The organism is Ornithinimicrobium pekingense DSM 21552, from assembly GCF_000421185.1.
In the GTDB taxonomy this organism is placed as follows: Bacteria; Actinomycetota; Actinomycetes; order Actinomycetales; family Dermatophilaceae; genus Ornithinicoccus; species Ornithinicoccus pekingensis.
The window spans coordinates 42,376-68,149 of the sequence record NZ_ATWJ01000010.1 but is presented as its reverse complement, the minus strand read 5'-3'; the positions used below and the strand labels follow the sequence as shown (position 1 = coordinate 68,149).

The 25,774-nt window shown below is 73.4% G+C and carries 29 protein-coding genes, 1 tRNA gene and 1 riboswitch; of the genes, 4 read left to right on the top strand and 26 right to left on the bottom strand.

Features of this window, described 5'->3' with window-relative positions:
* Positions 1 to 19 precede the first annotated feature (19 nt).
* Entirely contained in the window at positions 20 to 703 is a 684-nt protein-coding gene (locus K330_RS20475) for a YetF domain-containing protein (protein ID WP_022921682.1), read from the top strand.
* On the opposite strand, the gene K330_RS0109925 is transcribed toward K330_RS20475, so the two are convergent.
* Positions 629 to 1,891, bottom strand: a complete 1,263-nt coding sequence (locus K330_RS0109925) for an APC family permease (protein ID WP_022921681.1) — start codon at positions 1,889 to 1,891, stop codon at positions 629 to 631. The two genes, K330_RS20475 and K330_RS0109925, sit on opposite strands and share 75 nt — an antisense overlap.
* 22 nt (positions 1,892 to 1,913) lie before the next feature.
* Positions 1,914 to 2,342, bottom strand: a complete 429-nt coding sequence (locus K330_RS0109920; RefSeq protein ID WP_022921680.1) for an OsmC family protein — start codon at positions 2,340 to 2,342, stop codon at positions 1,914 to 1,916.
* A 19-nt stretch (positions 2,343 to 2,361) separates the two neighbouring features.
* Here K330_RS0109920 and K330_RS0109915 point away from each other — a divergent pair, with 19 nt between their 5' ends.
* The gene (locus K330_RS0109915; RefSeq protein ID WP_022921679.1) at positions 2,362 to 3,012 is read left to right on the top strand and encodes a histidine phosphatase family protein; all 651 of its coding nucleotides are present in this window, start codon (positions 2,362 to 2,364) and stop codon (positions 3,010 to 3,012) included.
* 35 nt (positions 3,013 to 3,047) lie between these two features.
* Here K330_RS0109915 and K330_RS20470 read toward each other — a convergent pair whose 3' ends face one another.
* From K330_RS20470 to K330_RS0109860, 11 genes are all read right to left on the bottom strand, one after another.
* Positions 3,048 to 4,610, bottom strand: a complete 1,563-nt coding sequence (locus tag K330_RS20470) for a glutamate-cysteine ligase family protein (protein WP_022921678.1) — start codon at positions 4,608 to 4,610, stop codon at positions 3,048 to 3,050.
* 88 nt (positions 4,611 to 4,698) lie between these two features.
* The gene (gene gcvP, locus K330_RS0109905; RefSeq protein ID WP_040658030.1) at positions 4,699 to 7,569 is read right to left on the bottom strand and encodes an aminomethyl-transferring glycine dehydrogenase; all 2,871 of its coding nucleotides are present in this window, start codon (positions 7,567 to 7,569) and stop codon (positions 4,699 to 4,701) included.
* A gap of 142 nt (positions 7,570 to 7,711) precedes the next feature.
* A riboswitch (glycine riboswitch) is annotated at positions 7,712 to 7,808 on the bottom strand.
* A 92-nt stretch (positions 7,809 to 7,900) separates the two neighbouring features.
* On the bottom strand, positions 7,901 to 8,491 hold the full coding sequence (locus tag K330_RS0109900; protein WP_022921676.1) for a MerR family transcriptional regulator: 591 nt from the start codon (positions 8,489 to 8,491) through the stop codon (positions 7,901 to 7,903).
* A gap of 120 nt (positions 8,492 to 8,611) precedes the next feature.
* The gene (locus K330_RS0109895; protein ID WP_022921675.1) at positions 8,612 to 9,076 is read right to left on the bottom strand and encodes a bifunctional nuclease family protein; all 465 of its coding nucleotides are present in this window, start codon (positions 9,074 to 9,076) and stop codon (positions 8,612 to 8,614) included.
* A gap of 77 nt (positions 9,077 to 9,153) precedes the next feature.
* Complete coding sequence (ftsR, locus tag K330_RS0109890; protein WP_022921674.1) at positions 9,154 to 9,921, bottom strand: transcriptional regulator FtsR; 768 nt, start codon at positions 9,919 to 9,921, stop codon at positions 9,154 to 9,156.
* Positions 9,918 to 10,373, bottom strand: a complete 456-nt coding sequence (locus K330_RS0109885) for an FHA domain-containing protein (protein ID WP_022921673.1) — start codon at positions 10,371 to 10,373, stop codon at positions 9,918 to 9,920. The genes ftsR and K330_RS0109885 overlap by 4 nt, the downstream gene beginning before the upstream one ends.
* 163 nt (positions 10,374 to 10,536) lie before the next feature.
* Complete coding sequence (gcvH, locus tag K330_RS0109880) at positions 10,537 to 10,926, bottom strand: glycine cleavage system protein GcvH (protein WP_022921672.1); 390 nt, start codon at positions 10,924 to 10,926, stop codon at positions 10,537 to 10,539.
* A gap of 80 nt (positions 10,927 to 11,006) precedes the next feature.
* Positions 11,007 to 11,807: a DUF881 domain-containing protein gene (locus K330_RS20465; protein ID WP_022921671.1), complete on the bottom strand. Its 801-nt coding sequence runs from the start codon at positions 11,805 to 11,807 to the stop codon at positions 11,007 to 11,009.
* A complete protein-coding gene (locus K330_RS0109870) occupies positions 11,807 to 12,139 on the bottom strand; it encodes a small basic family protein (protein ID WP_022921670.1) in 333 nt (110 codons plus the stop codon). Before K330_RS0109870 ends, K330_RS20465 begins: the two co-directional genes overlap by 1 nt.
* Positions 12,136 to 13,017 carry a DUF881 domain-containing protein gene (locus tag K330_RS0109865; protein WP_022921669.1) on the bottom strand — a complete coding sequence of 294 codons (882 nt, stop codon included), beginning with the start codon at positions 13,015 to 13,017 and terminating at the stop codon, positions 12,136 to 12,138. The genes K330_RS0109870 and K330_RS0109865 overlap by 4 nt, the downstream gene beginning before the upstream one ends.
* Positions 13,014 to 13,646 (bottom strand): CDP-alcohol phosphatidyltransferase family protein, encoded by a 633-nt coding sequence (locus K330_RS0109860; RefSeq protein WP_051145554.1) that lies wholly within the window; start codon positions 13,644 to 13,646, stop codon positions 13,014 to 13,016. The genes K330_RS0109865 and K330_RS0109860 overlap by 4 nt, the downstream gene beginning before the upstream one ends.
* Positions 13,647 to 13,744: 98 nt before the next feature.
* Between K330_RS0109860 and K330_RS0109855 the strand changes: the two genes are divergently transcribed.
* Positions 13,745 to 14,227: a VOC family protein gene (locus tag K330_RS0109855; RefSeq protein WP_022921667.1), complete on the top strand. Its 483-nt coding sequence runs from the start codon at positions 13,745 to 13,747 to the stop codon at positions 14,225 to 14,227.
* Between the two features lie 52 nt (positions 14,228 to 14,279).
* Here the strand turns inward: K330_RS0109855 and K330_RS0109850 are convergent.
* From K330_RS0109850 to xerD, 10 genes are all read right to left on the bottom strand, one after another.
* Positions 14,280 to 14,353: transfer RNA gene (locus K330_RS0109850), tRNA-Pro, on the bottom strand.
* A 95-nt stretch (positions 14,354 to 14,448) separates the two neighbouring features.
* Complete coding sequence (gene der / locus K330_RS0109845; protein WP_051145553.1) at positions 14,449 to 15,969, bottom strand: ribosome biogenesis GTPase Der; 1,521 nt, start codon at positions 15,967 to 15,969, stop codon at positions 14,449 to 14,451.
* On the bottom strand, positions 15,966 to 16,454 hold the full coding sequence (locus tag K330_RS0109840) for a SufE family protein (protein WP_029202523.1): 489 nt from the start codon (positions 16,452 to 16,454) through the stop codon (positions 15,966 to 15,968). Before K330_RS0109840 ends, der begins: the two co-directional genes overlap by 4 nt.
* A 2-nt stretch (positions 16,455 to 16,456) precedes the next feature.
* Positions 16,457 to 17,332 carry a sulfurtransferase gene (locus K330_RS0109835; RefSeq protein ID WP_022921665.1) on the bottom strand — a complete coding sequence of 292 codons (876 nt, stop codon included), beginning with the start codon at positions 17,330 to 17,332 and terminating at the stop codon, positions 16,457 to 16,459.
* Positions 17,329 to 18,066 (bottom strand): (d)CMP kinase, encoded by a 738-nt coding sequence (gene cmk, locus K330_RS0109830; RefSeq protein ID WP_022921664.1) that lies wholly within the window; start codon positions 18,064 to 18,066, stop codon positions 17,329 to 17,331. The genes K330_RS0109835 and cmk overlap by 4 nt, the downstream gene beginning before the upstream one ends.
* Before the next feature lie 51 nt (positions 18,067 to 18,117).
* Positions 18,118 to 19,119: a pseudouridine synthase gene (locus K330_RS0109825; RefSeq protein WP_022921663.1), complete on the bottom strand. Its 1,002-nt coding sequence runs from the start codon at positions 19,117 to 19,119 to the stop codon at positions 18,118 to 18,120.
* Entirely contained in the window at positions 19,116 to 19,745 is a 630-nt protein-coding gene (gene scpB, locus K330_RS20460; protein ID WP_040658027.1) for an SMC-Scp complex subunit ScpB, read from the bottom strand. Before scpB ends, K330_RS0109825 begins: the two co-directional genes overlap by 4 nt.
* Before the next feature lie 4 nt (positions 19,746 to 19,749).
* Complete coding sequence (locus K330_RS20455) at positions 19,750 to 20,619, bottom strand: segregation and condensation protein A (protein WP_022921661.1); 870 nt, start codon at positions 20,617 to 20,619, stop codon at positions 19,750 to 19,752.
* A gap of 2 nt (positions 20,620 to 20,621) precedes the next feature.
* Positions 20,622 to 21,548, bottom strand: coding sequence for a ParA family protein (locus K330_RS0109810; protein ID WP_051145552.1), 927 nt, complete (start codon positions 21,546 to 21,548; stop codon positions 20,622 to 20,624).
* 133 nt (positions 21,549 to 21,681) lie between these two features.
* Positions 21,682 to 22,680 (bottom strand): site-specific tyrosine recombinase XerD, encoded by a 999-nt coding sequence (xerD, locus tag K330_RS0109805; protein WP_022921659.1) that lies wholly within the window; start codon positions 22,678 to 22,680, stop codon positions 21,682 to 21,684.
* Positions 22,681 to 22,758: 78 nt separating this feature from the next.
* On the opposite strand from xerD, the gene K330_RS0109800 reads away from it, so the two are divergent.
* Positions 22,759 to 23,373, top strand: a complete 615-nt coding sequence (locus tag K330_RS0109800) for a hypothetical protein (protein ID WP_022921658.1) — start codon at positions 22,759 to 22,761, stop codon at positions 23,371 to 23,373.
* Positions 23,374 to 23,587: 214 nt separating this feature from the next.
* Here the strand turns inward: K330_RS0109800 and hisIE are convergent, their stop codons facing one another.
* Genes hisIE through hisA form a run of 3 tightly spaced genes read right to left on the bottom strand, consistent with a single transcriptional unit; the run spans position 23,588 to position 25,754 of the window.
* On the bottom strand, positions 23,588 to 24,214 hold the full coding sequence (hisIE, locus tag K330_RS0109795) for a bifunctional phosphoribosyl-AMP cyclohydrolase/phosphoribosyl-ATP diphosphatase HisIE (RefSeq protein ID WP_022921657.1): 627 nt from the start codon (positions 24,212 to 24,214) through the stop codon (positions 23,588 to 23,590).
* On the bottom strand, positions 24,211 to 25,002 hold the full coding sequence (gene hisF, locus K330_RS0109790) for an imidazole glycerol phosphate synthase subunit HisF (protein ID WP_022921656.1): 792 nt from the start codon (positions 25,000 to 25,002) through the stop codon (positions 24,211 to 24,213). The genes hisIE and hisF overlap by 4 nt, the downstream gene beginning before the upstream one ends.
* Positions 24,999 to 25,754 (bottom strand): 1-(5-phosphoribosyl)-5-[(5-phosphoribosylamino)methylideneamino]imidazole-4-carboxamide isomerase, encoded by a 756-nt coding sequence (hisA, locus tag K330_RS0109785; RefSeq protein WP_029202521.1) that lies wholly within the window; start codon positions 25,752 to 25,754, stop codon positions 24,999 to 25,001. Before hisA ends, hisF begins: the two co-directional genes overlap by 4 nt.
* Positions 25,755 to 25,774: the final 20 nt, after the last annotated feature.

Here is a 25,774-nt window from a genome sequence, read left to right as displayed (position 1 = left end):
TCTGCCACGATGGCTCACCATGCAGGACCTCTGGTACCACCTCGGCATCACCCCCGCCGGAGCCGTCGGCGTCGTCGTCAGCACCCTGACGATGTACTTCGTCTTCGGCGCGGTCCTGCGGCTGTGGGGGCAACGGCTCTACTCCAGCCCCCGCAGCGTCGACCTGGCCGTGGTGACCGTGCTCGGCGCGATCGTCGGGCGGTCGACGATGGGCCATGTGCCGACCCTGGCCGGAGGGCTGCTGGCCCTCGGGACCCTGGGAGCCATCGAGGTCGCCTTCCACGGGCTGCGCCGCCTGCCCATCCCCCAGCTGCGCCGCCCCACGCCACGCGCCCGCGCGGTCGTGCTCGCGGTGGCCGGCAAGGTCCGCACCGAGGCCCTGCACACCTACGGGCTGACGATGCCCATGCTGTGGAGCGCGATGCGCCAGGCCGGCGTCAGCCACCCCTCCCAGGTGGCGCTGGCCGTGCTCGAGCCGCAGGGCCGCATCTCGGTGCTGCGCACCGGCCAGCCGATCCACCCGCGTGCCCTCATGGGGGTCAAGGGCTCGCACACCGTCATGCAGCAGCTGCGCGAGGCGGGCCACCTGCACACCGCCCCGCTGTCCACCGACGAGACCGGGGGCCCCTCAGGCGGCAGCGCCCCCGTCCCGGTGCCGCCGACGCAGGCCGTAGGTGGCCAGGCCGGCCAGCACGACGGCTGAGCCCCCCAGCACCGACGCCCCGGGCAGCGACACGGCCAGCGCGAGACAGCCCACCAGCCCGACGACGGGCACCACCTGACCCGGGGCCCACTCCCGGCGCAGGGTGAACGCCGCGGCGTTGGCCACCGCGTAGTAGAGCAGCACGCCGAAGCTGGAGAAGCCGATCGCGCCGCGCAGGTCGACGACGAGCACGACGAGCAGCACGACGACGCCCACGGCCGCCTCGGCGGCGCGCGGGACGGCCCCCGAGCCGCTCACCCTGGCCAGCCCGCCCGGCAGGTGGCCGTCGCGCGCCATCGCCATCGCCGTGCGGGAGATGCCGAGGACCAGATTGAGCAGGGCCCCGAGCGCCGCGAGCCCCGCCGCGACGCGCAGCGTCCACACCCACGCCGGGTCCCAGACCTCGGCCGCGGTGTCCGCCACGGCCGCCGGCGACGAGGCGACCCGCTCCGGCCCGAGCACGCCCAGCACCAGCAGCGCGACCCCGGCGTAGAGGACGAGCACCGCGGCGAGCGCCAGGACGACCGCCCGCGGGATGACACGCTCGGGCCGTCGGACCTCCTCCCCCAGGGTGGCGATCCGGGCATACCCGGCGAAGGCGAAGAACAGCAGCCCGGCGGCCTGCAGCACGCCGTAGGCGTCCACCTCGCCCCCGGCCACCTGCGTGGGATCGAGCGCCATACCCCCGTCCCGGGGCCGCACCGCCGCCACCGCCACGCCCAGGAGCGCGCACAGCACGACGCTGACGATCACCCGCGAGGCCGACACCGAGCGCTGCACCCCGGCGAGGTTGAGCCCGGTCACCAGCAGCACGGCCACGACGGCGGTCACCCGCTCGGCGCCCGGGGCCAGGTAGGCGCCGACCGTCATGGCCATCGCCGCGCAGGAGGCGGTCTTGCCCACGACGAAGCACCAGCCGGCCAGGTAGCCCCAGACCTCCCCGAGCCGTTCCCGGCCGTAGACATAGGTGCCCCCTGCGGAGGGGTGGCGGACGGCGAGCGCGGCCGACGACAGCGCGTTGCAGGTGGCCACGACGGCCGCCAGCACGAGCGCGGCCAGCACCCAGCCGCCCGCGGCTCCGGCCGCCGGCCCCCAGACGGCGAAGACACCCGCCCCGACCATCGACCCCAGGCCGACGGTCACGGCGTCCCGCAGCCCGAGGGTGCGGCGCAGCCGCCCCGTCGTCACGGTGCCCCCGACGACCCCGGGCTCAGCGCAGCTCGTAGGTGACCGGTGCCGACAGCTGCACGGTCCGCGAGACCGTGCACAGCCGGTCGCGCGACTTCTCGACGGCGTCCGGCAGCCGGTCCCTCGCCCGGTCGCCGTCCGGGCCCTCGGGGAAGTCGACGGACACGGTCACCGTGATCGGGCCCATGTGGTTGCCGTGCTCGTCGCGCACCTTGTCGCCGGAGGCGGTCATCGTGAAGGTCAGCGGCTCGGCGAGCCGGGAGGTGAGGGCGTCGACGTCGATGCCCGAGCAGCCGGCGATGCCGACCAGCAGCAGCTCGACGGGGCTGAAGTCGGTCGCGCCCGCACCGCCGGCGGCCAGGGTCAGGGTGCCGCCCCGTGCGTTCTCGGCCAGGAACGTGCCCGGGCCGGTGCGGGTCAGGGTCACGGAGCGCGTCGCGTCGGAGGGCATGGGCCGTAGTCTGCCAGCCATGACGGACCGACCTATTCCCGACACGGACGGCCGCGCCCCGGCCTCCTCCCGACCTCCCGTCCCGGCCGGCCGCCTGGTGCTGGTGCGCCACGGGGAGACCGAGTGGTCCCGCTCGGGGCAGCACACCGGGCTGACCGACCTTCCCCTGCTGCCCGAGGGCGAGGCCGCTGCGGGCGACATCGTCCGTGCCCTGGACGGCAGGCAGTTCGTCCACGTGCGCGCCTCCCCCCTCCTGCGCGCGCGCCGGACCGCCGAGCTGGCCGGGCTGGAGGTCGACGAGCTGGACCCTGACCTGGTCGAGTGGGACTACGGCGGCTACGAGGGACGCTCCACCGCCGACATCCGCGAGGAGCTCGGCTACCCGTGGACGGTCTTCGAGCACGGGGTCGTCCCCGGTGACACCCCCGGGGAGACCGTCGAGGAGGTCGCCGCGCGCGCCAGCCGGGTGCTGGACCGCGTCTGGCCGATGCTGCACGAGGGAGACGTGTGCCTCGTCGGGCACGGCCACGCCCTGCGCATCCTCACCGCCGTCTACCTGCAGCAGGCGCCCCGCTTCGGTGACCGGCTGACCTTCGAGGTCGGCTCGGTCGGGGTGCTCGGGCACCACCACGAGAGCCCCGTCATCGAGGCCTGGAACCGGCGCCGCTGACCCCGTCGGGTCGCCCGGGGCGACCTCGTCGTCGCTCAGGCGACGTCGTCGGCACGCCGGTCGGCCGGCTCGTCGGTGGAGGCGTCCTCGCCCTCCCCCGGCTGGGGCTCCACCGTGGGCACCTCCCAGGTGTGCACCGGCACGTTGTCCTCGCTGTGGTCGACGTACAGACGGAACATCTCCCGCAGCGCCTCATCCCGGCCGTACCCGGCGGCCTCGAAGGCCTCGGTGGTGCTCACCTGCCAGCTCGCGCCGTTCTGGCGCGCCCGGCACCGGCCCTCGATCACCGACAGGTAGTGGCTGCGCACCTCGCGGCGCAGGCCCAGCGCCGCCAGCCCGTCGTCGGCGACGTCGAGCAGGTGGTCGGCGACGAGGTCCACCACCGGGATGCGCCCCAGCCCGGGCCACGTGTGCACGCTGGAGATCCCGTGGCGGGCGGCGTCGTCGAAGTTCTTCTCCGCGGTCGCGAACCCCATCTTCGTCCAGATCGGGCGTCCGCTGGTGGTGGCCGACTCGAGCAGCCCGTAGTAGAAGCAGGCGTTGGCGACCATGTCGACGACCGTCGGTCCGGCGGGCAGCACCCGGTTCTCCACGCGCAGGTGCGGCACCCCCTGGCTCGTGTCGTAGATGGGGCGGTTCCAGCGCCATACCGTGCCGTTGTGCAGCTTGAGGTCGGAGAGCTGCGGCACCTCGCCGGAGTCCAGCAGCGAGCCCGGGTCCTCGTCGGAGACCTCGGGCAGCAGCGCCGGGAAGGAGCGCACGTTCTCCTCGAACAGGTCGAAGATCGAGGTGATCCAGGCCCGGCCGAAGTAGGCGCGGGGCCGCACGCCCTGGTACTTCAGCTCCACCGAGCGGGTGTCGGTCATCTGGGTGAACAGCGGGATGCGTGTCTCGGCCCACAACCGGCGCCCGAAGAGGTAGGGCGAGTTGGCACCCATCGCCACCTGCAGGCTGGAGATGATCGAGGCGGCGTTCCAGTAGACCGGGAAGTCCTGGGGGGTCACCTGCTGGTGCAGCTGGACCGAGGTGCACCCGGACAGCGGCCCGATGCCGTCGTGGTAGCTGTCGAGCCGCTCCCCCGACGGGCCCTGGATCTCCAGCTCGAACCCCTCGCCGCGCTCCCGCAGCAGCCCGTCCTCGAGCGCCTGGTAGCGCACGCCGTCGGAGATCCACGGGCCGTCGAAGAGCGAGGCGGGCAGGGTGGGCACGATCCCGATGGCCGCCACCCGGGCGCCGTGGGGGCGGGCCGCGTCACCGGCGCGCCGCAGCGACTGCGACAGCCAGCGCTCCAGCCGCACCGCCTGGTCCCCGGCCATCGGCCGCGGCGGCACGTTCATCTCGATGTTGTAGCGGCCGACCTCGGACTGGAAGTCCCCCTCGTGGATCTCCTCGAGCACCTGCCGGTTGACCATGGCCGGGGCCATGGTGTGCTCGTCGACGAGGTTGAGCTCGATCTCCAGGCCCATCTGCGGGCGGGTGAAGTCGAAGCGGCTGCCCTCCAGCATCCGCTCGAAGACGTCGAGGTCCTGCAGGACCTTCTCCCGGAAGGCCAGTCGGTGCTCCCGGGTGAAATCGCTGTGACTGACCTCTTGACCCATGGGCAGATCCAAACACATTCCGGCCGGGTATGACGAGGGTCCGGCACGCGCACGCGCACCGGACCCTCCTCACCTCACCCGTGCAGGGTCAGTCCGTGTGCTCCCGGGGTGCGGGGCAGGTGGTGACGAGGTTGCGGTCGCCGTACACGCCGTCGATCCGGCGAACCGAGGGCCAGTACTTGCGGGAGGGGTCCACACCCTGCGGGAACACGGCCGTCATGCGGTCGTAGGGGTGGTCCCAGTCACCGGCGATGGACAGGGCGGTGTGCGGCGCGTTGCGCAGGACGCTGCCCTCCACCGACCCGGCCGCCGCGTCCATCTCCTGACGGATCGCGATCATGGCGTCCACGAACCGGTCCAGCTCGCCCAGGTCCTCGCTCTCGGTGGGCTCGACCATGAGCGTGCCCGCGACCGGGAAGGACATCGTCGGGGCGTGGAAGCCGTAGTCGATGAGCCGCTTGGCGACGTCGTCGACCGTCACGCCGGTCTCCTTGGTCAGGCCGCGCAGGTCGAGGATGCACTCGTGCGCGACGAGGTTGTCGGCTCCGGTGTAGAGGACCGGGTAGTGCTCGTGGAGGCGCGCGGCCACGTAGTTGGCGTTGAGCACCGCCACCTGGGAGGAACGGGTCAGCCCCGCACCCCCGACCAGCCGGATGTAGGCCCACGAGATCGGCAGGATGCTCGCCGAGCCCCAGGGCGCCGCCGAGATCGCGCCGACACCGGTCTCGGGGCCGGCGTCGCCGACCACCGGGTGGTTGGGCAGGTAGGGCGCCAGGTGGGAGCGCACCCCGATCGGCCCGACGCCCGGCCCGCCGCCGCCGTGCGGGATGGTGAACGTCTTGTGCAGGTTGAGGTGGGAGACGTCGCTGCCGAACCGGCCCGGCTTGGCGATGCCCATCAGCGCGTTGAGGTTGGCGCCGTCCAGGTAGACCTGCCCGCCCGCCTCGTGCACCAGCTCGCACAGCTCGGTGATGGTGTCCTCGTAGACGCCGTGCGTCGAGGGGTAGGTGATCATGATCGCGGCCAGCTGCTCGCCGTGCTCGGCCACCTTGGCGCGCAGGTCCTCCATGTCGACGTCGCCGCCGGGGCCGGTCTTGACCGGCACCACCCGCAGCCCCGCCATGACGGCGCTGGCGGCGTTGGTGCCGTGGGCGCTCAGCGGGATGAGGCAGACCTTGCGCTGGTCGTCACCGTTGGCCTCGTGGTACTTGCGGATGGCCAGCAGGCCGGCGAACTCGCCCTGCGAGCCCGCGTTGGGCTGCATCGAGACGTGGTCGTAGCCGGTGACCTCGCACAGCCACTCCTCCAGCTGCCGGACGATCTCGCGGATGCCCTCGCTCTGGTCGCTCGGGGCGAACGGGTGCAGCGAGGCGAACTCGGGCCAGGTGATGGCCTCCATCTCGGTGGTCGCGTTGAGCTTCATCGTGCACGACCCCAGCGGGATCATGCCCCGGTCCAGGGCGAAGTCCTTGTCGGAGAGGCTGCGGATGTAGCGCAGCATGGCCGTCTCGCTGCGGTAGGTGGTGAAGACGGGGTGGGTCAGGTAGGGGTGGTCCTCGCCGCGGGCCAGCCCGGACCACGCGGGGGCGTCGACCGTGCGGACCTGCGACGGGGCCTGCACGCCGAACGCCTCCGCGACCGCCTGCAGGTCGGTCAGGGTCGTCAGCTCGTCGGTGGACAGCAGGACGGTGTCCCCGTCGGCCTGCCACAGGTTGACACCGCGCTCCAGGGCGGAGGCGACGACCTCTGCCGCCCGGCCGGGGACGCGGACCGAGAGGGTGTCGAACCAGTCCTCACCGGCCAGCTCCAGGCCTCCTGCGGTCAGCGCGTCCGCCAGCGTGCGCGCCTTGGCGTGCGTCTCCAGCGCGATGCGGCGCAGGCCCTCTGGCCCGTGCCACACGGCATACATGCCCGCCATCACCGCGAGCAGCACCTGCGCGGTCGTGATGTTGGAGGTCGCCTTGTCACGGCGGATGTGCTGCTCACGGGTCTGCAGCGCGAGGCGGTATGCCGGGTTGCCGTCCGCGTCCTTGCTCACCCCGACGAGGCGGCCGGGCAGAGAGCGCTCCAGGCCCTTGCGCACGCTCATGTAGCCGGCGTGCGGGCCGCCGAAGCCCATCGGCACGCCGAACCGCTGGGTGGTGCCGACCGCGACGTCGGCACCCCACTGCCCCGGGGGCGTCAGCAGCGTGAGCGCCAGCAGGTCCGCCGCGACCGTCACGAGGGCGCCGAGCTCGTGCGCGGCCTCCGTCAGGGCCCGCCAGTCGCGGATCTGGCCGTCGGCGCCGGGGTACTGCACGATCACGCCCATCACCTCGCGGTCACCGGCCGCCGCGCGCAGGGCGTCGGCGTCGCCCACCTGGTCGAGGTCCGTCGCGACGACGTCGATGCCCAGCGGGGTGGCGCGGGTGGTGACCACCCCCAGCGTCTGCGGCAGCAGGTGGCGGTCGACGACGAGCACGGCGTCCTGGGCGGCCTTGCTGTTGCGGCGCATCAGGGCGACCGCCTCGGCGGCCGCGGTCGCCTCGTCCAGCAGCGAGGCGCCGGCGATCTGCAGGCCGGTCAGGTCGCTGACCATCGTCTGGAAGTTGAGGAGCGCCTCCAGGCGCCCCTGGGAGATCTCGGGCTGGTAGGGCGTGTAGGCGGTGTACCACGCCGGGTTCTCGAGGATGTTGCGCAGCACGACCGGCGGGGTCTGGGTGCCGTAGTAGCCCAGGCCGATCATCGAGGTCAGGACCCGGTTGCGGGAGGCCAGGTCGCGCAGCTCGGCGAGGACGGCCTGCTCGGAGGGGGCCGCCGCGATCGACAGGGGCTCGGTGGAGCGGATGGCCGGCGGGACGGCTGCCTCGACGAGCGCGTCCAGGCTGTCGTAGCCCAGCGTGCCCAGCATGCGGGCGACGTCCTCCTCGCGCGGGCCGACGTGGCGGCCCACGAAGTCTGTCAGCGTGCTGGGCCCCAGCGGCGAGGCGTCGTCGGTGACGACCGTCTCGGCGTCGGCGGCGGGGGCGGGGGTGGTGTCGGTGCTCAATACGGCTCCTCGGGCAGGCGCAGGTCAGCGCTCCCCCTCTGTCGGGCCAGTCGCTGACGCCTTCCAGAGTTGCCTCATCCGCGCGGTCCTGGACGCCTGAGAGCTTGTCGGGGAGTATGCCCCTTCGGCGCCTCACCGGTACCCGGGGAGGACTCTCCCGCGCGGCCTCGTCGGCAGCGTCCAACCTAGCAGGTGCCCTGCCCCGCACCGACCCGACTCTCCCGCGCGGACCCCCGTGGGCGCCGCCGTCGCAGGCCCGCCGTCAGGAGGTGCGCCGGGCCCGGCGGCGCGCCGACAGCTCGTCGCCGGGGTGCTCGGCCAGCTCCTCGCCCGCCCGCTCGCTCGGCAGCTCGGCCAGCTGGCCCTCCACCTCGCGCCAGACGCTGCCGACCGCGATGCCGAAGACGCCCTGGCCGCCGCGGACGAGGTCGATGACCTCGTCGTCGCTGGTGCACTCGTAGACGCTCGCGCCGTCGCTCATCAGCGTGATCCGGGCCAGGTCGTGCACCCCTCGCTCGCGCAGCGCGGTCACGGCCACCCGGATCTGCTGCAGGGAGACCCCGGTGTCCAGCAGCCGCTTGATGATCTTCAGGACGAGGATGTCCCGGAAGGAGTAGAGCCGCTGCGTCCCCGATCCGCTGGGGTTGCGCACCGAGGGCTCCAGGAGCCCGGTGCGCGCCCAGTAGTCGAGCTGACGGTAGGTCACCCCTGCCGCCCCGCAGGCGGTCGGGCCGCGGTAGCCGACCGACTCGTCCAGCGCGGGGATGTCCTCGGTGAAGAGGACCCCCTGGGAGGGCCGGGTGTCCCGGCCGGCCTCGGCCTGCGTGCCGGGGGCGTCAGCGCCAGCGCTCACCGGTCCTCCTCGGGGATGTGGTCAGTGTGACTCGTGTGACTGATGTGCATCAACTGCACACCTCGACCGTAGGGTGCGGGTGCCCCCCGGTCAACGACCGACGCGCCGTGACCCTCCACGCTACTCCTCGAAGTCCTCGGCCGAGACGTTGTCGAGGAACTCGCGGAAGCGCTCCACCTCGTCCTCCTCCTCGACAGCCATCGTGACCCCCACCTCGTCGAGGAGCTCCTCGCGGGCCAGGATCGGTGTCGCGGCCCGGAGGGCGATGGCGATGGCGTCGCTGGGCCGGGCCGAGATGACCGTCCCGTCGTCGAAGTGCAGCTCGGCCATGAAGGTGTTCTGCAGGACCTCGGTGATGTGCACCGCGGTCAGGGTGTGCCCGAGCTCGCGGATCACCGTGACCATGAGGTCGTGCGTCAGCGGCCGCGGCGGCTCCACGCCCTGCTGGGCGTAGGCGATCGCCGTCGCCTCGGGCGCCCCGATCCAGATCGGCACGTAGCGCTGCCCCTCCCGCTCGCGGAGCAGCACGATGGGACTGTTGGTCGGCATCTCGACCCGGACGCCCAGCACGTCGAGCTCTTTCACCCGTCCCACGGTACCCCCGATCGCTGGGAGCGGGGGCGCCCGCGCGTCGAGCCTCGGGGGGGCGGCCCGGGGGTGGGTCAGTGCCCGCGGGACAGGCCGGAGCGCACGAGGGCGACGTGCAGAGCCAGCATGGTGGAGAGCAGCTCGGCCTCGACGTCGTCCGGGTCGGGGCCGGGTGCACCGCGCGCCTGGCGCCGGCGCAGCGGCTCGAGGATCTGCTGGGCCAGGCCGAGCTCGCGGTCGGCACCGATGCGGAAGGAGCGCAGATGACGCGCCTCGAGCCCGGAGCGGGCGAGGACGGCGGCGGCGGTGGCGACGTCGAGGTCGTCGGCCTGGTGGCGGCCCGACCCGTCGGTCTGCAGCAGCCCGAAGGCGGTGAGCTGGCCGTAGGCAGCGCGGTCGAGCCCCGTGCGCTCCCGCAGCTCGGCCGGCGTGAGGCGGATCGCGCGCCTGCGCCGCAGCGCCGCGGCGCTGAGGTCCGTGACGACGGCCGACCCCTCGCCCCCTGTCTCCTCCTCCCCCGTCGTCGGGGCCTCGTCGCCCGGCGAGGTCAGTCCCGGCACGTCCAGGCCGCGGTCGAGGCGGTCGAGGGCGTCCTTGATCACCTTCAGCGGCCAGAACCGGTCGCGCTGGGCGGTGAGGATGAAGCGCAGCCGGGCGATGTCGGAGTCGGCGAAGAGCCGGTACCCCGAGGAGCGCCGCTCCGGGGTGATGAGACCCTCGGTCTCCAGGTAGCGGATCTTGGAGATCGTCAGGTCCGGGAAGTCGGGTTGCAGCTGGCGCAGCACGGCACCGATGGAGATGCCGTGGGCGCCGCCTGCGTCGGCGCGGGCGGTCGAGGTCACGAGCGCCCGAGGTAGTAGACCAGGCGGAACTTGCCGATCTGCACCTCGTCGCCCTGGTGCAGGACCGCCTCGTCGATGCGCTGGCGGTTGACGTAGGTGCCGTTGAGCGAGCCCACGTCGCGCACGACATACCCCTCGGGGTCGCGGGCGAAGACCGCGTGCCGGCGGGAGACGGTGACGTCGTCGAGGAAGATGTCGCTGCTCGGGTGACGCCCGGAGCTCACCTCGTCGGCGTCGAGCAGGAAACGGGCACCGGTGTTGGGACCGCGCAGCACGATGAGCAGGGCCGTGCCGGGACGCAGCGCGTCGACGGTGCGCTGGTCCTCCGTCGACAGGCGGGGAGCCTCGTCGTCGAAGGTGTACTCGGCAGGCGGCACCTCGGCGCCGTGCGGGATCCGCGCGGTGGTCGGATCGGTGCCGAAGTCGTGGTGCTCACGGTCGCGGTCGCTCACGGGTGACCTTCCTGGTGGTGCGTGGTGTCCGAGGGACGGAAGGGACCGGTGGCCGCTGCTGCGGCCACCGGCCTCCACTGTAGTGCAGCCTCCCCTCCGACCCTCGGGTGCAGGACGGGCGGGCGGCGGTGCGGGTCGGGGTGGTGGTCGGTCCTGGGTCGGGTCAGTCGAGCTGGGCCTGGTAGGCCCCGGAGTCGAGCAGGCCCTCCAGGGCGGCCGCGTCCTCGACGCGCACCTCGTACATCCAGCCCTCGCCGTAGCTGTCGGAGTTGAGCAGCTCGGGGGTGGCGTCCAGGGCCTCGTTGACCGCCGTGACCTCGCCGGCGACCGGGGCGTAGATGTCGCTCACCGACTTCGTGGACTCCACCTCGCCCACGGAGTCACCCACCGCGAGCGTGTCGCCGACGGACGGGAGCGAGACGTAGACCACGTCGCCGAGGGCGTCCTGGGCGTAGGCGGTGATGCCGATGCGCACCACCCCGTCCCCCTGCTCGCGCACCCACTCGTGGTCGGTGGTGTAACGAAGGTCGTCGGGGTAGTTCAGCGTGCTCATCGCTCTCCTCGGTGACAGGACGGGCGGGCGCCTCTGGCGAGCGCCCAGGTCGGTGGGGCCACCCTACGACCCGGGCAGCCTCACGGCTCGGGGTCTGACGGGACGGGCTGAGCGTAACGGGGCTCTTCGACGGTGCGCAACGCGTCGATGAGCAGGGAGTCCGTCTCGACGACCTCGACCGTGGCGCCGGCCCCGCGCAGGCTGTCGGAGAACCCCCCGGGGATCGCCATGGCGCCCGCGAGGGTGTGGGAGTCACCGATGGCCACGATCCGGTAGGGCGGCAGCAGCGGGGACCCGTCGAGAGTCACCTGGCCCTCGGCGTCGGTGCCCACGTAGGTGGAGGCGACGACCCGGTGCGGACCGACCTGGATCGCCTCGGCGCCCGCGTCGCGCAGCTCCTGGATGGCGTCCAGCAGCATGGTCTGGGTCACCCCGCCCTCCGGGTCGTTGACGTAGACGGTGATCCCTGGCCCCTCCACCGGGACGGTGCCGGCCAGGATCGCGTAGGACTCCAGGCGCTCCTGCGCGGCCACGGCCGCGGCCTCGCCGCCCTGCTCGCCCTGCAGGCGGAGGCGGTCGGCCTCCAGCTGGACCACCTCCTGCTGGAGCGCGTCCACCCGCCCGGAGACGTTGTCGAGAAGCGCCACGAGCTCGGACTGCCGCAGCTGGCTCAGGCCCGCCTCCTCGGTGCTGCGCACCTGCGCGACGAGGGCCACGCCCAGGAGGGCCAGGAGCACGGCGGCGACCGCCTGACCGCGGTTGGGACGGGCCCCGGCGAGCAGGTCCTTGAACCGCCGGCGGGCCTGGGCCGTCGTCGGCCCGGGGCCGTGCGGACGGCGCGCCGTCCTCCCCTGGCGTCCGGGTGCGTCCTGCGTGGTCATCAGGCTCCCAGCAGGTGCCGTCGGATGGCCGCGACGTTGGAGAAGATGCGCAGCCCCAGCACCACCACGACCCCGGTGGACAGCTGGGCCCCCACCCCGAGCTGGTTGCCGAGGAAGACGATGAGCGCGGCCACGACGACGTTGGACAGGAAGGAGATGACGAACACGCGGTCGTTGAAGATGCCCTCCAGCGCCGCGCGGGTCGCCCCGAAGACGGCGTCGAGCGCGGCGATGACCGCGATCGGCAGGTAGGGCTGCAGCCACAGCGGCACCTCCGGGCTCACCAGGAGCCCGACGGCCACGCCCAGGAGCAGGCCCAGGACCGGGATCATCGGTCCTGCCCCGTCGCCTCGTCGGGGACGCGCCCGACCCGGGTCGTCAGACGTTCTGCGGGACCGATCGTGATCTCCTCCTGCGTCGTCACCTCGGCGCGGATGCCGAGCTGGTTGCGCACCTCGGCCAGGTAGGCACCGGTCATCCCCGTGGAGGTCTCCTGAGCCAGGCGCTCGGGGTCCCCGATGGCCCTGATCTCGTAGGGCGGTGCCAGGCCGCGGAAGTCGACGATGATCGCCTCGCCCGCGAAGCGGATGGCCGAGGTGCTGGTCAGCCGGTGCTCGTTCACCGACACCGCCTCCGCACCGGCGCTCCACAGCCCGTTGACCACGAGCTGGATGTCGCGCGCGTTGACCCGCTCGGGGTTCTGCGGCTCGCCCGGGCTGCCGGAGTCGCCAGGCAGTGCGTCCTGGAGGACGACGACCACCCCGGGGCCGCGCACCGCCTGGGCGCCGACCTGGAGGCTGGCCGCGGCGATACCGCCCTCGGCGGCGGGTCCCTGGGCGCTGCGCACCTGGGCCTGCTCCAGCTCCAGGATCTGCGCGCGCAGCTCGTCGACCCGCTCGCTGGTCTCGTCGCCGGCCTGCTGGGCGGCCTCGATGCGGCTGATGAGCTGGGCCCGGGTCTCCGCCGCGACCGGGTCGGGGGCCCGCAGCGTCACCGCCGAGACCGTGACCAGCGTGCCCAGCACCAGCGAGGTGACGAACATCAACGCCGTGGAGTAGCCGGAGGACGGCGGCAGGCCCTCCTCCTCGCGCGCGGCCGCGGCAGACTGGTAGCCCGGCCCCACGGGCGGGTCCAGCACCTGCTCCAGCAGCGCCATCGACGCCGCCGGGTCGGGGTTGCGCTCGGCGACCCCGGCGCGGGGCAACCTCATACCCGGCTCCTCTGCGCGCGACGCTGCCCGACCATGGCGCGCACCTGCCAGAGGTAGACGAACCCGGTGACCCAGTACAGCACCGTGCCCCACCACGCCAGGGCCCAGCCGGTCGCCAGGGCGGCCGTCTGCCACCAGCCCTCCACGTGGCCGAAGAGCAGCATGGGGAAGGCGGCCAGCAGGTTGAAGGTCGCGGCCTTGCCGGTGAAGTGCACCGGCGGGATGGGCAGCCGGTAGGCGCGCACGACGGGGTACATGGCCAGGATCAGAGCGTCTCGGGCGACCAGGACGACCACCAGCCACCAGGGGATGACGTCGAACCACGCCAGGCTCAGCAGCGTGGTCGCGATGTAGAGCCGGTCGGCGATGGGGTCGAGCAGCTGGCCCAGGCGCGTGACCAGGCCGTAGCGGCGGGCGATCTTGCCGTCGAGGTAGTCGGTGAACCCCGAGACGACCAGCAGCAGGCCCGCCCAGGCCAGCTCGCCCTCGACGAGCAACCACAGGTAGACCGGCACGCCGATCAGGCGCACGATGCTCAGCACGTTGGGCAGGGTGAGCACACGTCCGCTCACCGGCGGGACAGGGCCGTCCCGCCGGGTCTGCGGAGCCTCCCCCGTACCCGTGGTCATAGCCGCAGTGTAGTTGCCGGGGCGTCGATCACTTCCGGCGCCGCTCACGGTCCAACCACCATCACACCCCCGCCCGGGGGCCGACGAGAGGAGCACCCATGACCACGCTCGCGACCTGCCTGTGGTTCGACGACCAGGCGGAGGAGGCCGCCCGCTTCTACACCTCGGTGTTCCCGGGCTCGCGCGTCGTCTCGGTCAACCGCTACCCCGCCCAGCCGCCGGGCGACAAGGCGGTGGGGTCGACGATGACCGTCGAGTTCGAGCTGGACGGCCGCCCTTTCACCGCCCTGAACGGCGGGCCGCAGTTCACCTTCACCGAGGCGGTCTCGCTCGTCGTCCGCACGGAGGACCAGGCCGAGACCGACCGCCTCTGGGACGCGCTGCTGGCCGGCGGTGGGGAGCCCGGCCCGTGCGGCTGGCTCAAGGACCGCTTCGGCCTGTCCTGGCAGGTCTACCCCGCCGAGCTCGACCGGCTCACCACCGACCCGGACCCGGCCCGGGCCGCCCGGGCGTTCGAGGCGATGCTCACCCAGTCCAAGATCGACGTGGCCGCGGCGCGGGCGGCCGCCGACCGGGGATGACGAAGGCCCTGCCGGATCTCTCCGGCAGGGCCTTCGTCTGCAACCTTCTCGGTCGGGCTGACAGGATTTGAACCTGCGACCCCTTGACCCCCAGTCAAGTGCGCTACCAAGCTGCGCCACAGCCCGAGGCCCCTAAGGGCGAGGATCACCTTAACGCATGGTGACCCCTGCACCGAATCGCCGTCCGCCCCTGAGCGCCGGGGGCGCCACGGGGCCGGTGCTCAGCGCCGCGAACGCTTCTCGCGCACCCGCACCGAGATCTCGATCGGGGTGCCCTCGAAGCCGAACTGCTCCCGCAGACGGCGCTCCAGGAAGCGTCGGTAGCCGGCCTCGATGAAGCCGGAGGCGAAGACGACGAACTTCGGCGGGCGGGTGTCCGCCTGGGTGGCGAAGAGGATCCTCGGCTGCTTGCCGCTGCGCACCGGATGGGGGTGCGCGGCGACGACCTCGCCGAAGAAGGCGTTGAGCCGGGAGGTGGGGATCCGTCGGTCCCACGAGGCGAGCGCCGTCTCCAGGGCGGGGACCATCTTGGCGACGTTGCGCCCCGTGGAGGCCGAGATGTTGACCCGGGGCGCCCACTGCATCTGGACGAGGTCGCGCTCGATCTCCCGCTCCAGGTAGTAGCGCCTTTCCTCGTCGAGGGTGTCCCACTTGTTGAAGGCCAGCACGAGCGCCCGTCCCGAGTCGACGACCTGCTGGACCACGCGTACGTCCTGCTCGGTCAGCGGCTCCGAGACGTCGACCAGCACGACCGCCACCTCGGCCTTCTCCAGGGCGGTCTGGGTGCGCAGGGAGGCGTAGAAGTCCGCGCCGCGGGTCTGGTGCACCCGGCGGCGGATGCCCGCGGTGTCGACGAAGCGCCATACCTTGCCACCGAGCTCGACCAGCTCGTCGACGGGGTCGCGGGTGGTGCCGGCGACGGAGTCGACGACGACGCGCTCCTCCCCCGCCAGCCGGTTGAGCAGCGAGGACTTGCCGACGTTGGGGCGCCCCAGCAGGGCCACGCGCCGGGGGCCGCCGCGGGGGTAGGCCCCTGGGACCGAGGTCGTGTCGGGCAGCACGTCGAGCAGGGCGTCGAGCGCGTCACCGGTGCCCCGGCCGTGCAGGGCCGAGACCGGCCACGGCTGGCCGAGGCCGAGGGACCACAGCATTGCCGCGTCGGCCTCGAAGCGCTGGTCGTCGACCTTGTTGGCGACGAGGACGACCGGCTTGCCGGAGCGGCGCAGCAGCCGCACGACCTGCTCGTCGGTGTCCGTCGCGCCGACGGTGGCGTCGACCACGAACATCACGGCGTCGGCCAGCTCGACGGCGACCTCGGCCTGCTCGGCCACCCGCAGGTGGATGCCGGTGGCGTCGACCTCCCAGCCCCCGGTGTCGACGAGCGTGAACCGCCGGCCGGACCAGTCCGCGTCGTAGGCGACCCGGTCACGGGTCACGCCGGGGACGTCCTCGACGACGGCCTCGCGCCGGCCGAGGATGCGGTTGACCAGGCTGGACTTGCCGACGTTGGGCCGTCCGACGATGGCCACGACCGGCCGCAGCTCGGCCTCGTCCTGCTCGCCCGGGGGCAGCTCGCCGGTCTCGACCAGCGTGCGGTCGTCGTCGGAGAGCTCGAAGTCGTCCAGACCGGCGCGCAGGGCGCGCTCGAGCTGCAGGTCCTCCTCGGTGGGGGCCACATCGGCATCGGGGTCCAGCCCGCCGGTCCACTCGACCTCGACGGCGTCCTCGTGCGGCTCGCTCATGCCTGACCACCGGCGCCCAGCGCCTCGCGGCGCAGGCGGACCTGTCGCTTGATCCGTCCGAGCATCCCGACCATGCCTCGCATGCGCAGCGGCGAGACGGCCTCGGCCAGCCCGAAGCGGTAGGGCGCGTCGTCGGGGACGGCGAGCACCTCGTCCGCGGGCAGCCCGTCGAGCCCCTCGTGCAGGATCCCGGCGAACCCGCGGGTCGTGGGCGCCTCCGCCGGCGCGTCGAAGAAGAGCGACACCGTCCGCGCGGGGTCGTCGGCGACCTCCACGGCCAGGAACAGCGGCGACTGGCACTCGTCGACGCGCTCCATCTGGTCGAGGCGGCCCGCGTAGCGCTCGGGCAGCCCGGGCAGCTCGTTGCTCAGCTCCAGCAGCAGCTGCAGGCGGTCCTTCTGGCTGACCGCGTGGAAGTCCTCGGCCAGGTCGGCCATGGCGGCCGGCAGGGCGGCGCGCGCGTCGGTCGTGTCCTGCTCCGTCATCCTCAGCGCTCCACCGGCACGCCGACGGAGTTGCCCCACTCGGTCCAGCTGCCGTCGTAGTTGCGGACCTTGTCGAAGCCGAGCAGGTGGGTCAGGACGAACCAGGTGTGGCTCGAGCGCTCACCGATGCGGCAGTAGGCCACGACGTCGTCGGAGGGGTCCAGGCCCTGCTCCTGCAGGTAGATGGCCTCCAGCTCCTCGCGGGATTTGAAGGTGCCGTCCTCGTTGGCCGCCCGGGCCCAGGGCACGGACCGCGCCCCCGGGACGTGGCCGCCGCGCATGGCCCCCTCCTGGGGGTAGTCGGGCATGTGCAGCAGCTCCCCGGAGAACTCCCCGGGGGACCGCACGTCGACCATGGGGCGGCCGAGGTGCTGCAGCACGTCGTCCTTGAAGGCGCGGACCTGCGTGTCGTCGCGGTCCACGACGGGGTAGGTCGCCGGCTCCACGGCCGGCACCTCGGTGGTCAGCTCGCGGCCCTCGGCGATCCACGCGGCGCGGCCGCCGTCGAGCAGGCGCACGTCCTCGTGCCCGAAGAGCGTCATGACCCACAGGGCGTAGGCGGCCCACCAGTTGGACTTGTCGCCGTAGATCACCACCGTCGTGTCGCGGGCGATGCCGCGCTCGCCCATCACCTGGGCGAACCGCTCGCCGTCGACGTAGTCCCTCGTCAATGGGTCGTTGAGGTCTGTGTGCCAGTCCAGCTTGAGGGCCCCCGGGATGTGACCGGTGTCGTAGAGCAGCACGTCCTCGTCGGACTCCAGGACGGCCAGACCGTCGTCGCCGAGGTGCTCGGCGAGCCACTCGGTGGTGACCAGCCGCTCGGGGTGGGCGTAGGCGGCGATCTTGTCGCTGCTGGCGGGTGCGTCGGGCAGGCTCATCGGTGCTCCTGGAGGTCGGGGGTATGGGGTTGCGGTGCCGGCTGCGGCGCCAGTCGACCGGTCACGAGGTCGAGGACGGCCTGCACCGACTGCTCGAAGGTCAGGTCGGAGGTGTCCAGGCCGGTCACGCCGTCGGCGGGCTCGAAGAAGGCGCTCACGGTGGCGTCGTCCCGGTCGCGCCGCACGATCTGGTCGTGGGTGGCGGCCAGGTGCTCCTCGGCGGTGCCCCCGTGCAGCTCGGCGGCGCGGCGCGCGAGCCGGGCCTGCTCGGAGGCGGTGACGAGGATGCGGTGGTCGGCGTCAGGTGCGACGACCGTGGTGATGTCGCGCCCCTCGACCACGACGCCCCCGCGCTCGGCACGGAGGGAGTCGATCAGCTCGCGCTGACGACGGCGCAGCTCGGCGCGCACGTCCAGGTTGGTGGCGACGGCGGACACCTGGCTGGAGATGCGGGTCTGGCGGATGGCCTCGGTGACGTCGGTGCCGTCGACGCGGACGTCGGCGGCGTCCGGGTCGGTGCCGACGTGCAGCGGCAGGTCACGGGCCGCCTGGGCGACCGCGGCCTGGTCGGTCAGGTCCGTCCCACGCTCCAGGCACCACCAGGCGAGCGCGCGGTACATCGCGCCCGTGTCGAGGTAGGCCAGGCCAAGGGTCCGTGCGACCGCCTTGGAGACCGACGACTTGCCCGAGCCGCTGGGACCGTCGATGGCGATGGTGATCGGGGAGGCAGGCACCCACCCAGCCTAACGGCATACCTGCGGCACGCCGGACGCCCCAGGGGCCGGTCAGAGACCGGCGGCCCGGTAGAGCTGGGCGACCTCCTCGGCCGCGAGCGCCCGGTAACGGCCGGGGCGCAGCTCGCCGAGCTGGACCGGGCCCACCTGGGTGCGGGCGAGCATCTCCACCGGGAAGCCGACCTGGTCGAGCATGCGCCGCACGATGTGCTTGCGGCCCTCGTGCAGCACCACCTCGACGATAGAGTGCCCGGGCAGGGAGTCGACGAGCTTGAAGGAGTCGACCTTCGCCGGGCCGTCCTCGAGCTCGACGCCGTCGCGCAGCCGGCGCCCCACGTCGCGGCCCACGACGCCGTGCACCTGGGCGACGTAGGTCTTGGGCACCCCGTAGGCAGGGTGCTGCAGACGGTGGGCCAGCTCCCCGTCGTTGGTCAGCAGCAGGAGGCCCTCGGTGTCGAAGTCGAGCCGCCCGACGTGGAAGAGACGCTGGGACAGGTGCCCGACGTAGTCGGCCAGGCAGGGCCGGCCCTCGTCGTCCTGCATGGTGGAGACCACCCCGGCGGGCTTGTTGAAGGCCAGGTAGACCTTGTCGGAGTCGACGACCACGCGGTCACCGTCGACGTGGACGACCTGCCGGGCAGGGTCGACGCGCACCCCCTGCTCGCGCACGACCTGCCCGTCGACCTGGACCCGGCCGTCCTCGATCAGCTTCTCGCAGGCCCGGCGGCTGCCGAACCCGGCGGCGGCCAGCAGCTTCTGCAGCCGCACGCCCTCCGGGTCGTGCACGTCCAGGTCGGGCGTCGGCGCCGACGGCTGCGGACGCCGGCGAGGCGGCGTGGCGGCCCCGGCCCGCCGCGGCCCGGCCGTCCCTCCGTCGGTCGAGCGACGTGTCGGTCGCCCGGAGCCACGCGGTCCTGCCCCGCCGCCACGGGGGGCGTCGCCACGCCCTCCCTGACCGCCGCCCCGGGAGCCGCCGCCGCGGCCTCCCTGACCGCCGCCGCGGGGCGTGCCGCCGCCGCGCCCGGATCCGCCGTTCCTGCGTCCGTCGTTCATGCCAGTCCTTCCGCGGCGAGCTCCTCCAGCACCTCGGCCGAGGGCAGGTAGGGGGCGAGCGCCGGCAGGTCGTCGAGGGAGTCCAGTCCCATGCGTTGGAGGAAGAGGTCGGTGGTGCCGTAGAGGACCGCCCCGGCCGGGGGGTCCTGACCGACCTCGGTCACCATGCCACGGGCGAGCAGCGTGCGCACGACGCCGTCGACGTTGACGCCGCGGATCGCCCCGATGCGGGCCCGGCTGATGGGCTGCCGGTAGGCGATGACGGCGAGCGTCTCGAGAGCCGCCTGGGTGAGGCGGGCCTGCTGACCGCCCAGGAGGAACCGCTCCACGACCGGGGCGTGCTCGGGGCGGCTGTAGAACCGCCACCCGCCACCCAGGCGCCGCAGGGTGAAGCCCCGCTCGGCGTGGGCGTACTCCTGGGCCAGCTCGTCCAGGACCGCTCCGACGTCCTGCGGGGAGAGCTGCAGCGCGGCCGCGAGCGCCTCCTCGGTGACCGGCTCGTCGACCACCATCAGCACCGCCTCGACCGCCGCGCGGGCGCCTCCCGGGAGGTCGTCGAGGGCGAGGGCGACGGCCTGCTCGCCCTCGTCCGCCGGCTGCGCCGGCTCACCCTGCTGGTCGTCCACGTGCTCACCCATCGCTCGTCGTGCCCCCATCCTCGTCGAACTCGTCGCCGACCTCCACGTCACCGCTGTCGGGGCCGGTCCAGCGCACGGTCAGCTCGCCGAGCGCCTCGGGCTGGTCGAGGGCGACGACGGTGTCGCGGAAGAGCTCCAGCAGCGCCAGGAAGCGGGCGACGACGACCAGCGTGCTGTCGGCGTCGGCCACGAGCTCGCGGAAGGTGGCGGTGCCGCGCTCGCGGAGCCGGTGCACCACCAGGGACGCCTGCTCGCGCACCGAGACCTGCGGCGCGTGCAGGTGGCCCACGCCCACGGTGGGCGGCGGCCGGGGGATCATCGCCCGGCCGGCCATCATCGCCAGCTGCTCCGGCGTGACGGTGAGGACCAGCTCGGGCAGCAGGGAGGCGAAGCGCTCCTCCACGCCCACGTCGCGGGCGAAGATCCGCCCGGCCCCCTCCATCCGCAGGCGCAGCTCGCCGGCGACCTGCTTGAAGGCGCGGTACTGCAGCAGGCGGGCGAAGAGCAGGTCGCGGGCCTCGATGAGGGCGAGGTCCTCCTCGTCGTCCTCACGGGCGTTCGGCAGCAGCCGGGCGGCCTTGAGGTCGAGGAGGGTCGCGGCGATCAGCACGAACTCGCTGGCCTCGGACAGGTCCCAGTCGTCCTGCGCCGCCTGGGCGGCACGGATCCAGGCGACGAACTCGTCGGTCACCCTGGCCAGGGCGATCTCGGTGACATCCAGCCGGTGCTTGGCGATGAGTCCCAGGAGCAGCTCGAAGGGGCCGGAGAAGACGTCGAGGTGCACCTCGAAACCGGCCCGCGTGCGGGTCAGCACACCGCCGGGGGTGGCCGGCGGCGGTGCCGCCGCCGGGGCGGTGGTCACCGTCAGGGCGCGCCGCCGCGCGCGATGAGCTCGCGCGCCAGCTGGCGGTAGGCCTCGGCCCCGGCGTGGGTGCTGGCGTAGGAGGTGATCGGCTCTGCCGCCAGGGTCGCGTCGGGGAACTTCACCGTGCGGCTGATGACCGTGTGGAAGACCTGGTCCTGGAAGTGGTCCACGACGCTGCGGACGACCTCGCGGGAGTGCAGCGTCCGCCCGTCGTACATCGTGGCCAGGATGCCGTCGATCTCCAGCCGCGGGTTGAGCCGGTCGGTGATCTTCTCGATGGTCTCGATGAGCAGCGCCACCCCGCGCATGGCGAAGAACTCGCACTCCAGCGGGATCACCACGCCGTGCGCGGCGGTCAGGGCGTTGACGGTCAGCAGCCCGAGCGAGGGCTGGCAGTCGATGAGGATGACGTCGTAGTCGTCGAGGACCGGGCGCAGCACCCGGGAGAGGATCTGCTCGCGCGCGACCTCCCCCACCAGCTGCACCTCGGCGGCGGACAGGTCGATGTTGGCGGGCAGCACGTCGATGTTGTGGACCCGCGTGGTCTGGATGACGTCGCGGATGTCGTGGCCCCGCTCGACCATGAGGTTGTAGACGGTCACGTCGAGCTCGTGGGTGCGCACCCCGAGACCGACCGACAGCGCGCCCTGCGGGTCGAAGTCGACCATGAGGACCTTGCGGCCGTACTCCGCCAGCGCCGCACCCAGGTTGATCGTGGTGGTGGTCTTGCCGACGCCGCCCTTCTGGTTGCACATGGCGATGATGCGTGCGGGGCCGTGGCCGTTCAGCGGCGCGGGGACCGGGAAGTCGGGCAGGGGTCGGCCGGTCGGCCCGTCCTGGCCCACACCCGTGTCCTCGGTGCCGGGCAGGCGTTCGTACGTCGCGGTTGCCTCGCGGTTCACGTATCTCTCCAGCCTCGATCGCATCTGCGCTGTCGGCGTCCCGCCGATCAAGGGAGACACTAACGGCTGCACGGCGATGACCCGGCCGTGCGTCAACCTCGACCTGAGGTCGAGGGTCGCCCGATCCCGCCGACCAGCCCGCGGCGCGGCCCTGGCGTCAGCCGCGGGCCCGGGGGTGCGCCTGCGCGTAGACCTCGCGCAGGTGCTGGGTCGAGACGTGGGTGTAGATCTGCGTGGTGGTCACCGACGCGTGCCCGAGCAGCTCCTGCACGACGCGCACGTCGGCGCCGCCGTCCAGCAGGTGGGTGGCGAAGGAGTGGCGCAGGGTGTGCGGCGAGACCTCGGCCCGCAGGCCGGCCCGCTCGGCCGCGGCCCGGATGGCGGTCCAGGCGGACTGGCGCGACAGCCGGCCGCCCCGGGCGTTGACGAAGACTGCGGGGGTGCCCCGTCCGGCGCGCGCCATCTCCGGCCGCCCGCGCACGAGCCAGGCGTCCAGGGCGTTCCGGGCGTAGCGACCCAGCGGCACGATGCGCTCCTTCGAGCCCTTGCCGAAGAGGCGCACCACTCCCCCGGTGCCGTCCTCCGCACGCCCCAGCTCCAGGTCGTCCACGTCCAGGCCGACCGCCTCGCTCACCCGGGCGCCGCAGCCGTAGAGCACCTCCAGCAGCGCCCGGTCGCGCAGCGCGGCCGGGGTGTCGCCGACCGACGCGGCCTGCAGCAGCCGTTCGACCTCGTCCAGCGGCAGCGCCTTGGGCAGGCGTCGCGGGGGCGCCGGGGGCTGGACCTCCCGCGACGGGTCCGCCTCGACCTCCCCCTCCACCGCGAGGAAGCGGTGCAGGCCCCGGACGGCGACGATCGCGCGCGCGGCCGAGGTGGCGGCCAGCGCCGGGTGCTCCTCGTCACCGCGCCGCAGGTGCGCGAGGAAGTCGGTGACGTGCTGCTCGCGCACGTCCTCGGGGGCCGACACCCCCGCGGTCCCGAGGAAGGCCAGGTAACGGTCGGTGTCGCGGCGGTAGGCGCGCAGGGTGTGCTCGGAGCGGCCCCGTTCGACGCGCAGGTGGTCCAGCCAGCCGTCGACGGCGCGCCGCAGCGGCGTGCGGCGTGCCTGGGCCTGGTGCGGCCGGGCCGGTGCGGACGAGCTCACGCCGCCGATCATCCCAGGGCTTTGCGGGACGGAGGGGCAGCCTCGCCGGAGGTCCGCGGCCCGCACCTCCTGCTGGGTCACACTGGCCGCATGCGCTGGTATGCCGATGCCCCCGTCCGGCGGTCCCGTCAGGTCCTCGCGGACCTCCTCGTCCTGGCCTGGGTCGTCGCGTGGGTCCTCGTCGGCCGCTGGGTCCACGCGCTGGTCATGACGCTGGCCGCCCCCGCCGGTCCGCTGCGGGACGCCGGCACCTCGCTGCGCGACCGGATGACCGAGGCGGCCGACAGGGTGGTCGAGGTGCCGGTCGTGGGCGGCTCGCTCGGGTCACCCTTCACCGGCGCCGCCGGGGTGGGCACCGACCTCGTCGCGGCCGGCGAGCGCCTGGAGGCCTCCGTGCGGACGGTGGCCCTGGTCGTCTCGCTCGTGTCGGTCGCCACGCCGGTCCTGCTGGTCCTGCTCCTGTGGGGCGTCGTGCGGTTGTCCTGGTCACGGCGGGCGGCGGCCCTGGGGCGGGACCTGGACGACCCGCGCACCCAGGAGCTGCTGGCCCTGCGCGCGCTCGTGCGCGAGAGCCCGCGCCGGCTGCGGCAGGTGCACCCGGACCCGGTCGAGGGCTGGCGGTCCGGGGACCGGGCGGTGGTGCGGGCGCTGGCGGACCTGGAGCTCGCGCAGGTCGGTCTGCGCAGCAGGCCGCCCTCGCGCTGACCACCCTCTCGCGCAGACACACGTGCCCGCGCGGGGAGAGAGCGCTCGTGCGCGGGAAGATTCCCCCGCGCGGGGAAAGAGCGCTCGTACGCGGGAAGCTTCACCCGCGCGAGACATTGTTGTCGGCACGCGGGTGGGCGCAGCTTCTCGGCACGCCGGTGCGCGCGGTTCCCCGCACGCGGGTGGGCGCGGCCGAGCCCACCTGGCCCCCGCCTCAGCCGTGCCGCTCGCGCAGCACCCGCTCCACGTCGGACAGCCCGAGACCACGGGCGCGCAGCAGCACGAGCAGGTGGTAGACGAGGTCGGCCGACTCCGCGAGCAGCTCCTCGTCGCCCTGGGCGACCGCGGCGAGGGCGGTCTCGACGCCCTCCTCCCCCACCTTCTGGGCCGCCCGGCGGACGCCGCCCTCGAGCAGCGACGTGGTGTAGGACCCAGCGGGCCGCTCGAGGTCCCGGACCCGGACGACGTCGTCGAGCTCGTGCACGAACGAGCCGGTGACCGCGGCGGGGCCGAAGCAGGTGGCGTCGCCGGTGTGGCAGGTGGGGCCCGCCGGGACCGCGTGCAGCAGGAGGGTGTCGCGGTCGCAGTCGACCTCGACCCGCTCGACCGTCAGCGTGTTGCCGCTGGTCTCCCCCTTGGTCCAGCTCGTGCCGCGGCTGCGCGAGCGGAAGGTCGCCAGCCCGGTGCGCAGGGTGGTCTCCAGCGCCTCCCGGTCGAGGAAGCCGACCATGAGCACCTGGCCGGTGCGGGCGTGCTGCACGACCCCGGGCACCAGACCACCGCTCTTGGCGAAGTCGACGTGGTCCACCGTGGTCCCGGCCGGGAGCAGCGCCACGCTCACGCCGTCAGCTCCGGAACGGTGCGCACGGTCACCCCGGCCTCGGCGAGCCGGCGCTTCAGCGCCGGGATCTCGATGTCGCCGCTGTGGAAGACGGTCGCCGCCAGGGCCCCGTCGACGTCGGCGTCCCGGAACACCTCGACGAAGTGCTCCGGCGCTCCGGCGCCGCCGGAGGCCACGAGCGGGACGTGGCACACCTGCCGCACCGCCGCGAGCTGCTGGACGTCATACCCCTGCCTGACGCCGTCCGAGCCCATGCAGTTGAGGACGATCTCGCCGGCCCCACGCTCCTGCACGTGGCGCACCCAGTCCAGGGTGGTCACCGGCAGGGCCCGGGTGGCGTCGGGGTTGCCGGTGAGCTGGCGGATACGCCATACCCCGTCCTCGTCGCGCAGGCTGTCGACGCCGACCACGACGCACTGCACGCCGAAGGCGTCGGCGAGCTCGGTGACCAGCTCGGGGCGCTGGGTGGCGGGGGTGTTGACCGAGATCTTGTCCGCACCGGCGTGCAGGACGGCGCGCGCCGCGTCGACGGAGCGGATGCCGCCGGCGACGCAGAACGGGATGTCGATCGCCCGGGACACCTGCGTGACCCAGTCGAGGTCGACGGCGCGGCCCTCGGGACTGGCGGTGATGTCGTAGAAGACGAGCTCGTCGGCGCCCTCGCGGGCGTAGCGGGTGGCCAGGGAGACGATGTCTCCCATGTCGACGTGGTCACGGAAGCGGGTGCCCTTGACGACGCGGCCGTCCCGGACGTCGAGGCAGGGGATGATGCGGCGGGCCAGCGTCACAGCCCCTCCTCCTGGATGGCGTCGGTGACGCTCAGCCGGCCCTCGAGCAGCGCCTTGCCCAGGATGATCCCGGCGCACCCCGTGCGGCGGGCCGCGCGCACGTCGTCGACGTTGCGGGCCCCGCCGGAGGCCTGCACCTGCAGCTGCGGCGCCGAGCGGGTCAGGGCTGTGTAGAGGTGGAAGTTGGGACCGCCCAGGGTGCCGTCGCGGCCGATGTCGGTGGTGAGCACGTGGCGCAGCCCCGAGTCGTCGTAGCGGTGCAGGCAGGTGACCAGGTCCTGCTCGGCGACGTCGGTCCAGCCGTCGACGGGCAGGCGCCAGGTGCCGTCCTCGGCGATGCGGGTGTCGAGGGCGACGGTGATGGCCTCAGGCCCGAAGCGCTCGAGGAAGCCCACCACGGTCTCCGGGTCCCGGACCGCCAGGGACCCCACGACGACACGGGTGGCGCCGGCGTCGAGCAGCCGCTGGACGTCGTCGGCGCTGCGCACCCCGCCGCCGGTCTGCACCATCAGGCCGGTGCGGTCCACGATGCTGCCCAGCGTCGCGTCCAGGGTGTAGCGACCCTCCCGCGCCGCGTCGAGGTCGACCAGGTGCAGCCAGCGGGCGCCGGCACGGGCGTAGCCCTCGGCGACCGTCACGGGGTCGTCGGTGTAGCGGGTCTCCTGGTCGTAGTCCCCCTTGAGCAGCCGGACGACGGTGCCCCTGCGCACGTCGATCGCCGGGTAGACGGTGAACGGTCGGGTGGTGCTCACAGCTGAATCACTCCGTGTTC

Coding starts and splice junctions, on each gene's coding strand:
- K330_RS20475 (WP_022921682.1), top strand. CDS start 20: ATGCAGGACCTCTGGTACCACCTCGGCATCACCCCCGCCGGAGCCGTC.
- K330_RS0109920 (WP_022921680.1), bottom strand. CDS start 2,342: ATGCCCTCCGACGCGACGCGCTCCGTGACCCTGACCCGCACCGGCCCG.
- K330_RS0109915 (WP_022921679.1), top strand. CDS start 2,362: ATGACGGACCGACCTATTCCCGACACGGACGGCCGCGCCCCGGCCTCC.
- K330_RS20470 (WP_022921678.1), bottom strand. CDS start 4,610: ATGGGTCAAGAGGTCAGTCACAGCGATTTCACCCGGGAGCACCGACTG.
- gcvH (WP_022921672.1), bottom strand. CDS start 10,926: ATGAGCACGCTGAACTACCCCGACGACCTTCGTTACACCACCGACCAC.
- K330_RS20465 (WP_022921671.1), bottom strand. CDS start 11,807: ATGACCACGCAGGACGCACCCGGACGCCAGGGGAGGACGGCGCGCCGT.
- K330_RS0109870 (WP_022921670.1), bottom strand. CDS start 12,139: ATGATCCCGGTCCTGGGCCTGCTCCTGGGCGTGGCCGTCGGGCTCCTG.
- K330_RS0109865 (WP_022921669.1), bottom strand. CDS start 13,017: ATGAGGTTGCCCCGCGCCGGGGTCGCCGAGCGCAACCCCGACCCGGCG.
- K330_RS0109860 (WP_051145554.1), bottom strand. CDS start 13,646: ATGACCACGGGTACGGGGGAGGCTCCGCAGACCCGGCGGGACGGCCCT.
- K330_RS0109855 (WP_022921667.1), top strand. CDS start 13,745: ATGACCACGCTCGCGACCTGCCTGTGGTTCGACGACCAGGCGGAGGAG.
- der (WP_051145553.1), bottom strand. CDS start 15,969: ATGAGCGAGCCGCACGAGGACGCCGTCGAGGTCGAGTGGACCGGCGGG.
- K330_RS0109840 (WP_029202523.1), bottom strand. CDS start 16,454: ATGACGGAGCAGGACACGACCGACGCGCGCGCCGCCCTGCCGGCCGCC.
- K330_RS0109835 (WP_022921665.1), bottom strand. CDS start 17,332: ATGAGCCTGCCCGACGCACCCGCCAGCAGCGACAAGATCGCCGCCTAC.
- K330_RS0109825 (WP_022921663.1), bottom strand. CDS start 19,119: ATGAACGACGGACGCAGGAACGGCGGATCCGGGCGCGGCGGCGGCACG.
- K330_RS0109810 (WP_051145552.1), bottom strand. CDS start 21,548: ATGCGATCGAGGCTGGAGAGATACGTGAACCGCGAGGCAACCGCGACG.
- xerD (WP_022921659.1), bottom strand. CDS start 22,680: ATGATCGGCGGCGTGAGCTCGTCCGCACCGGCCCGGCCGCACCAGGCC.
- K330_RS0109800 (WP_022921658.1), top strand. CDS start 22,759: ATGCGCTGGTATGCCGATGCCCCCGTCCGGCGGTCCCGTCAGGTCCTC.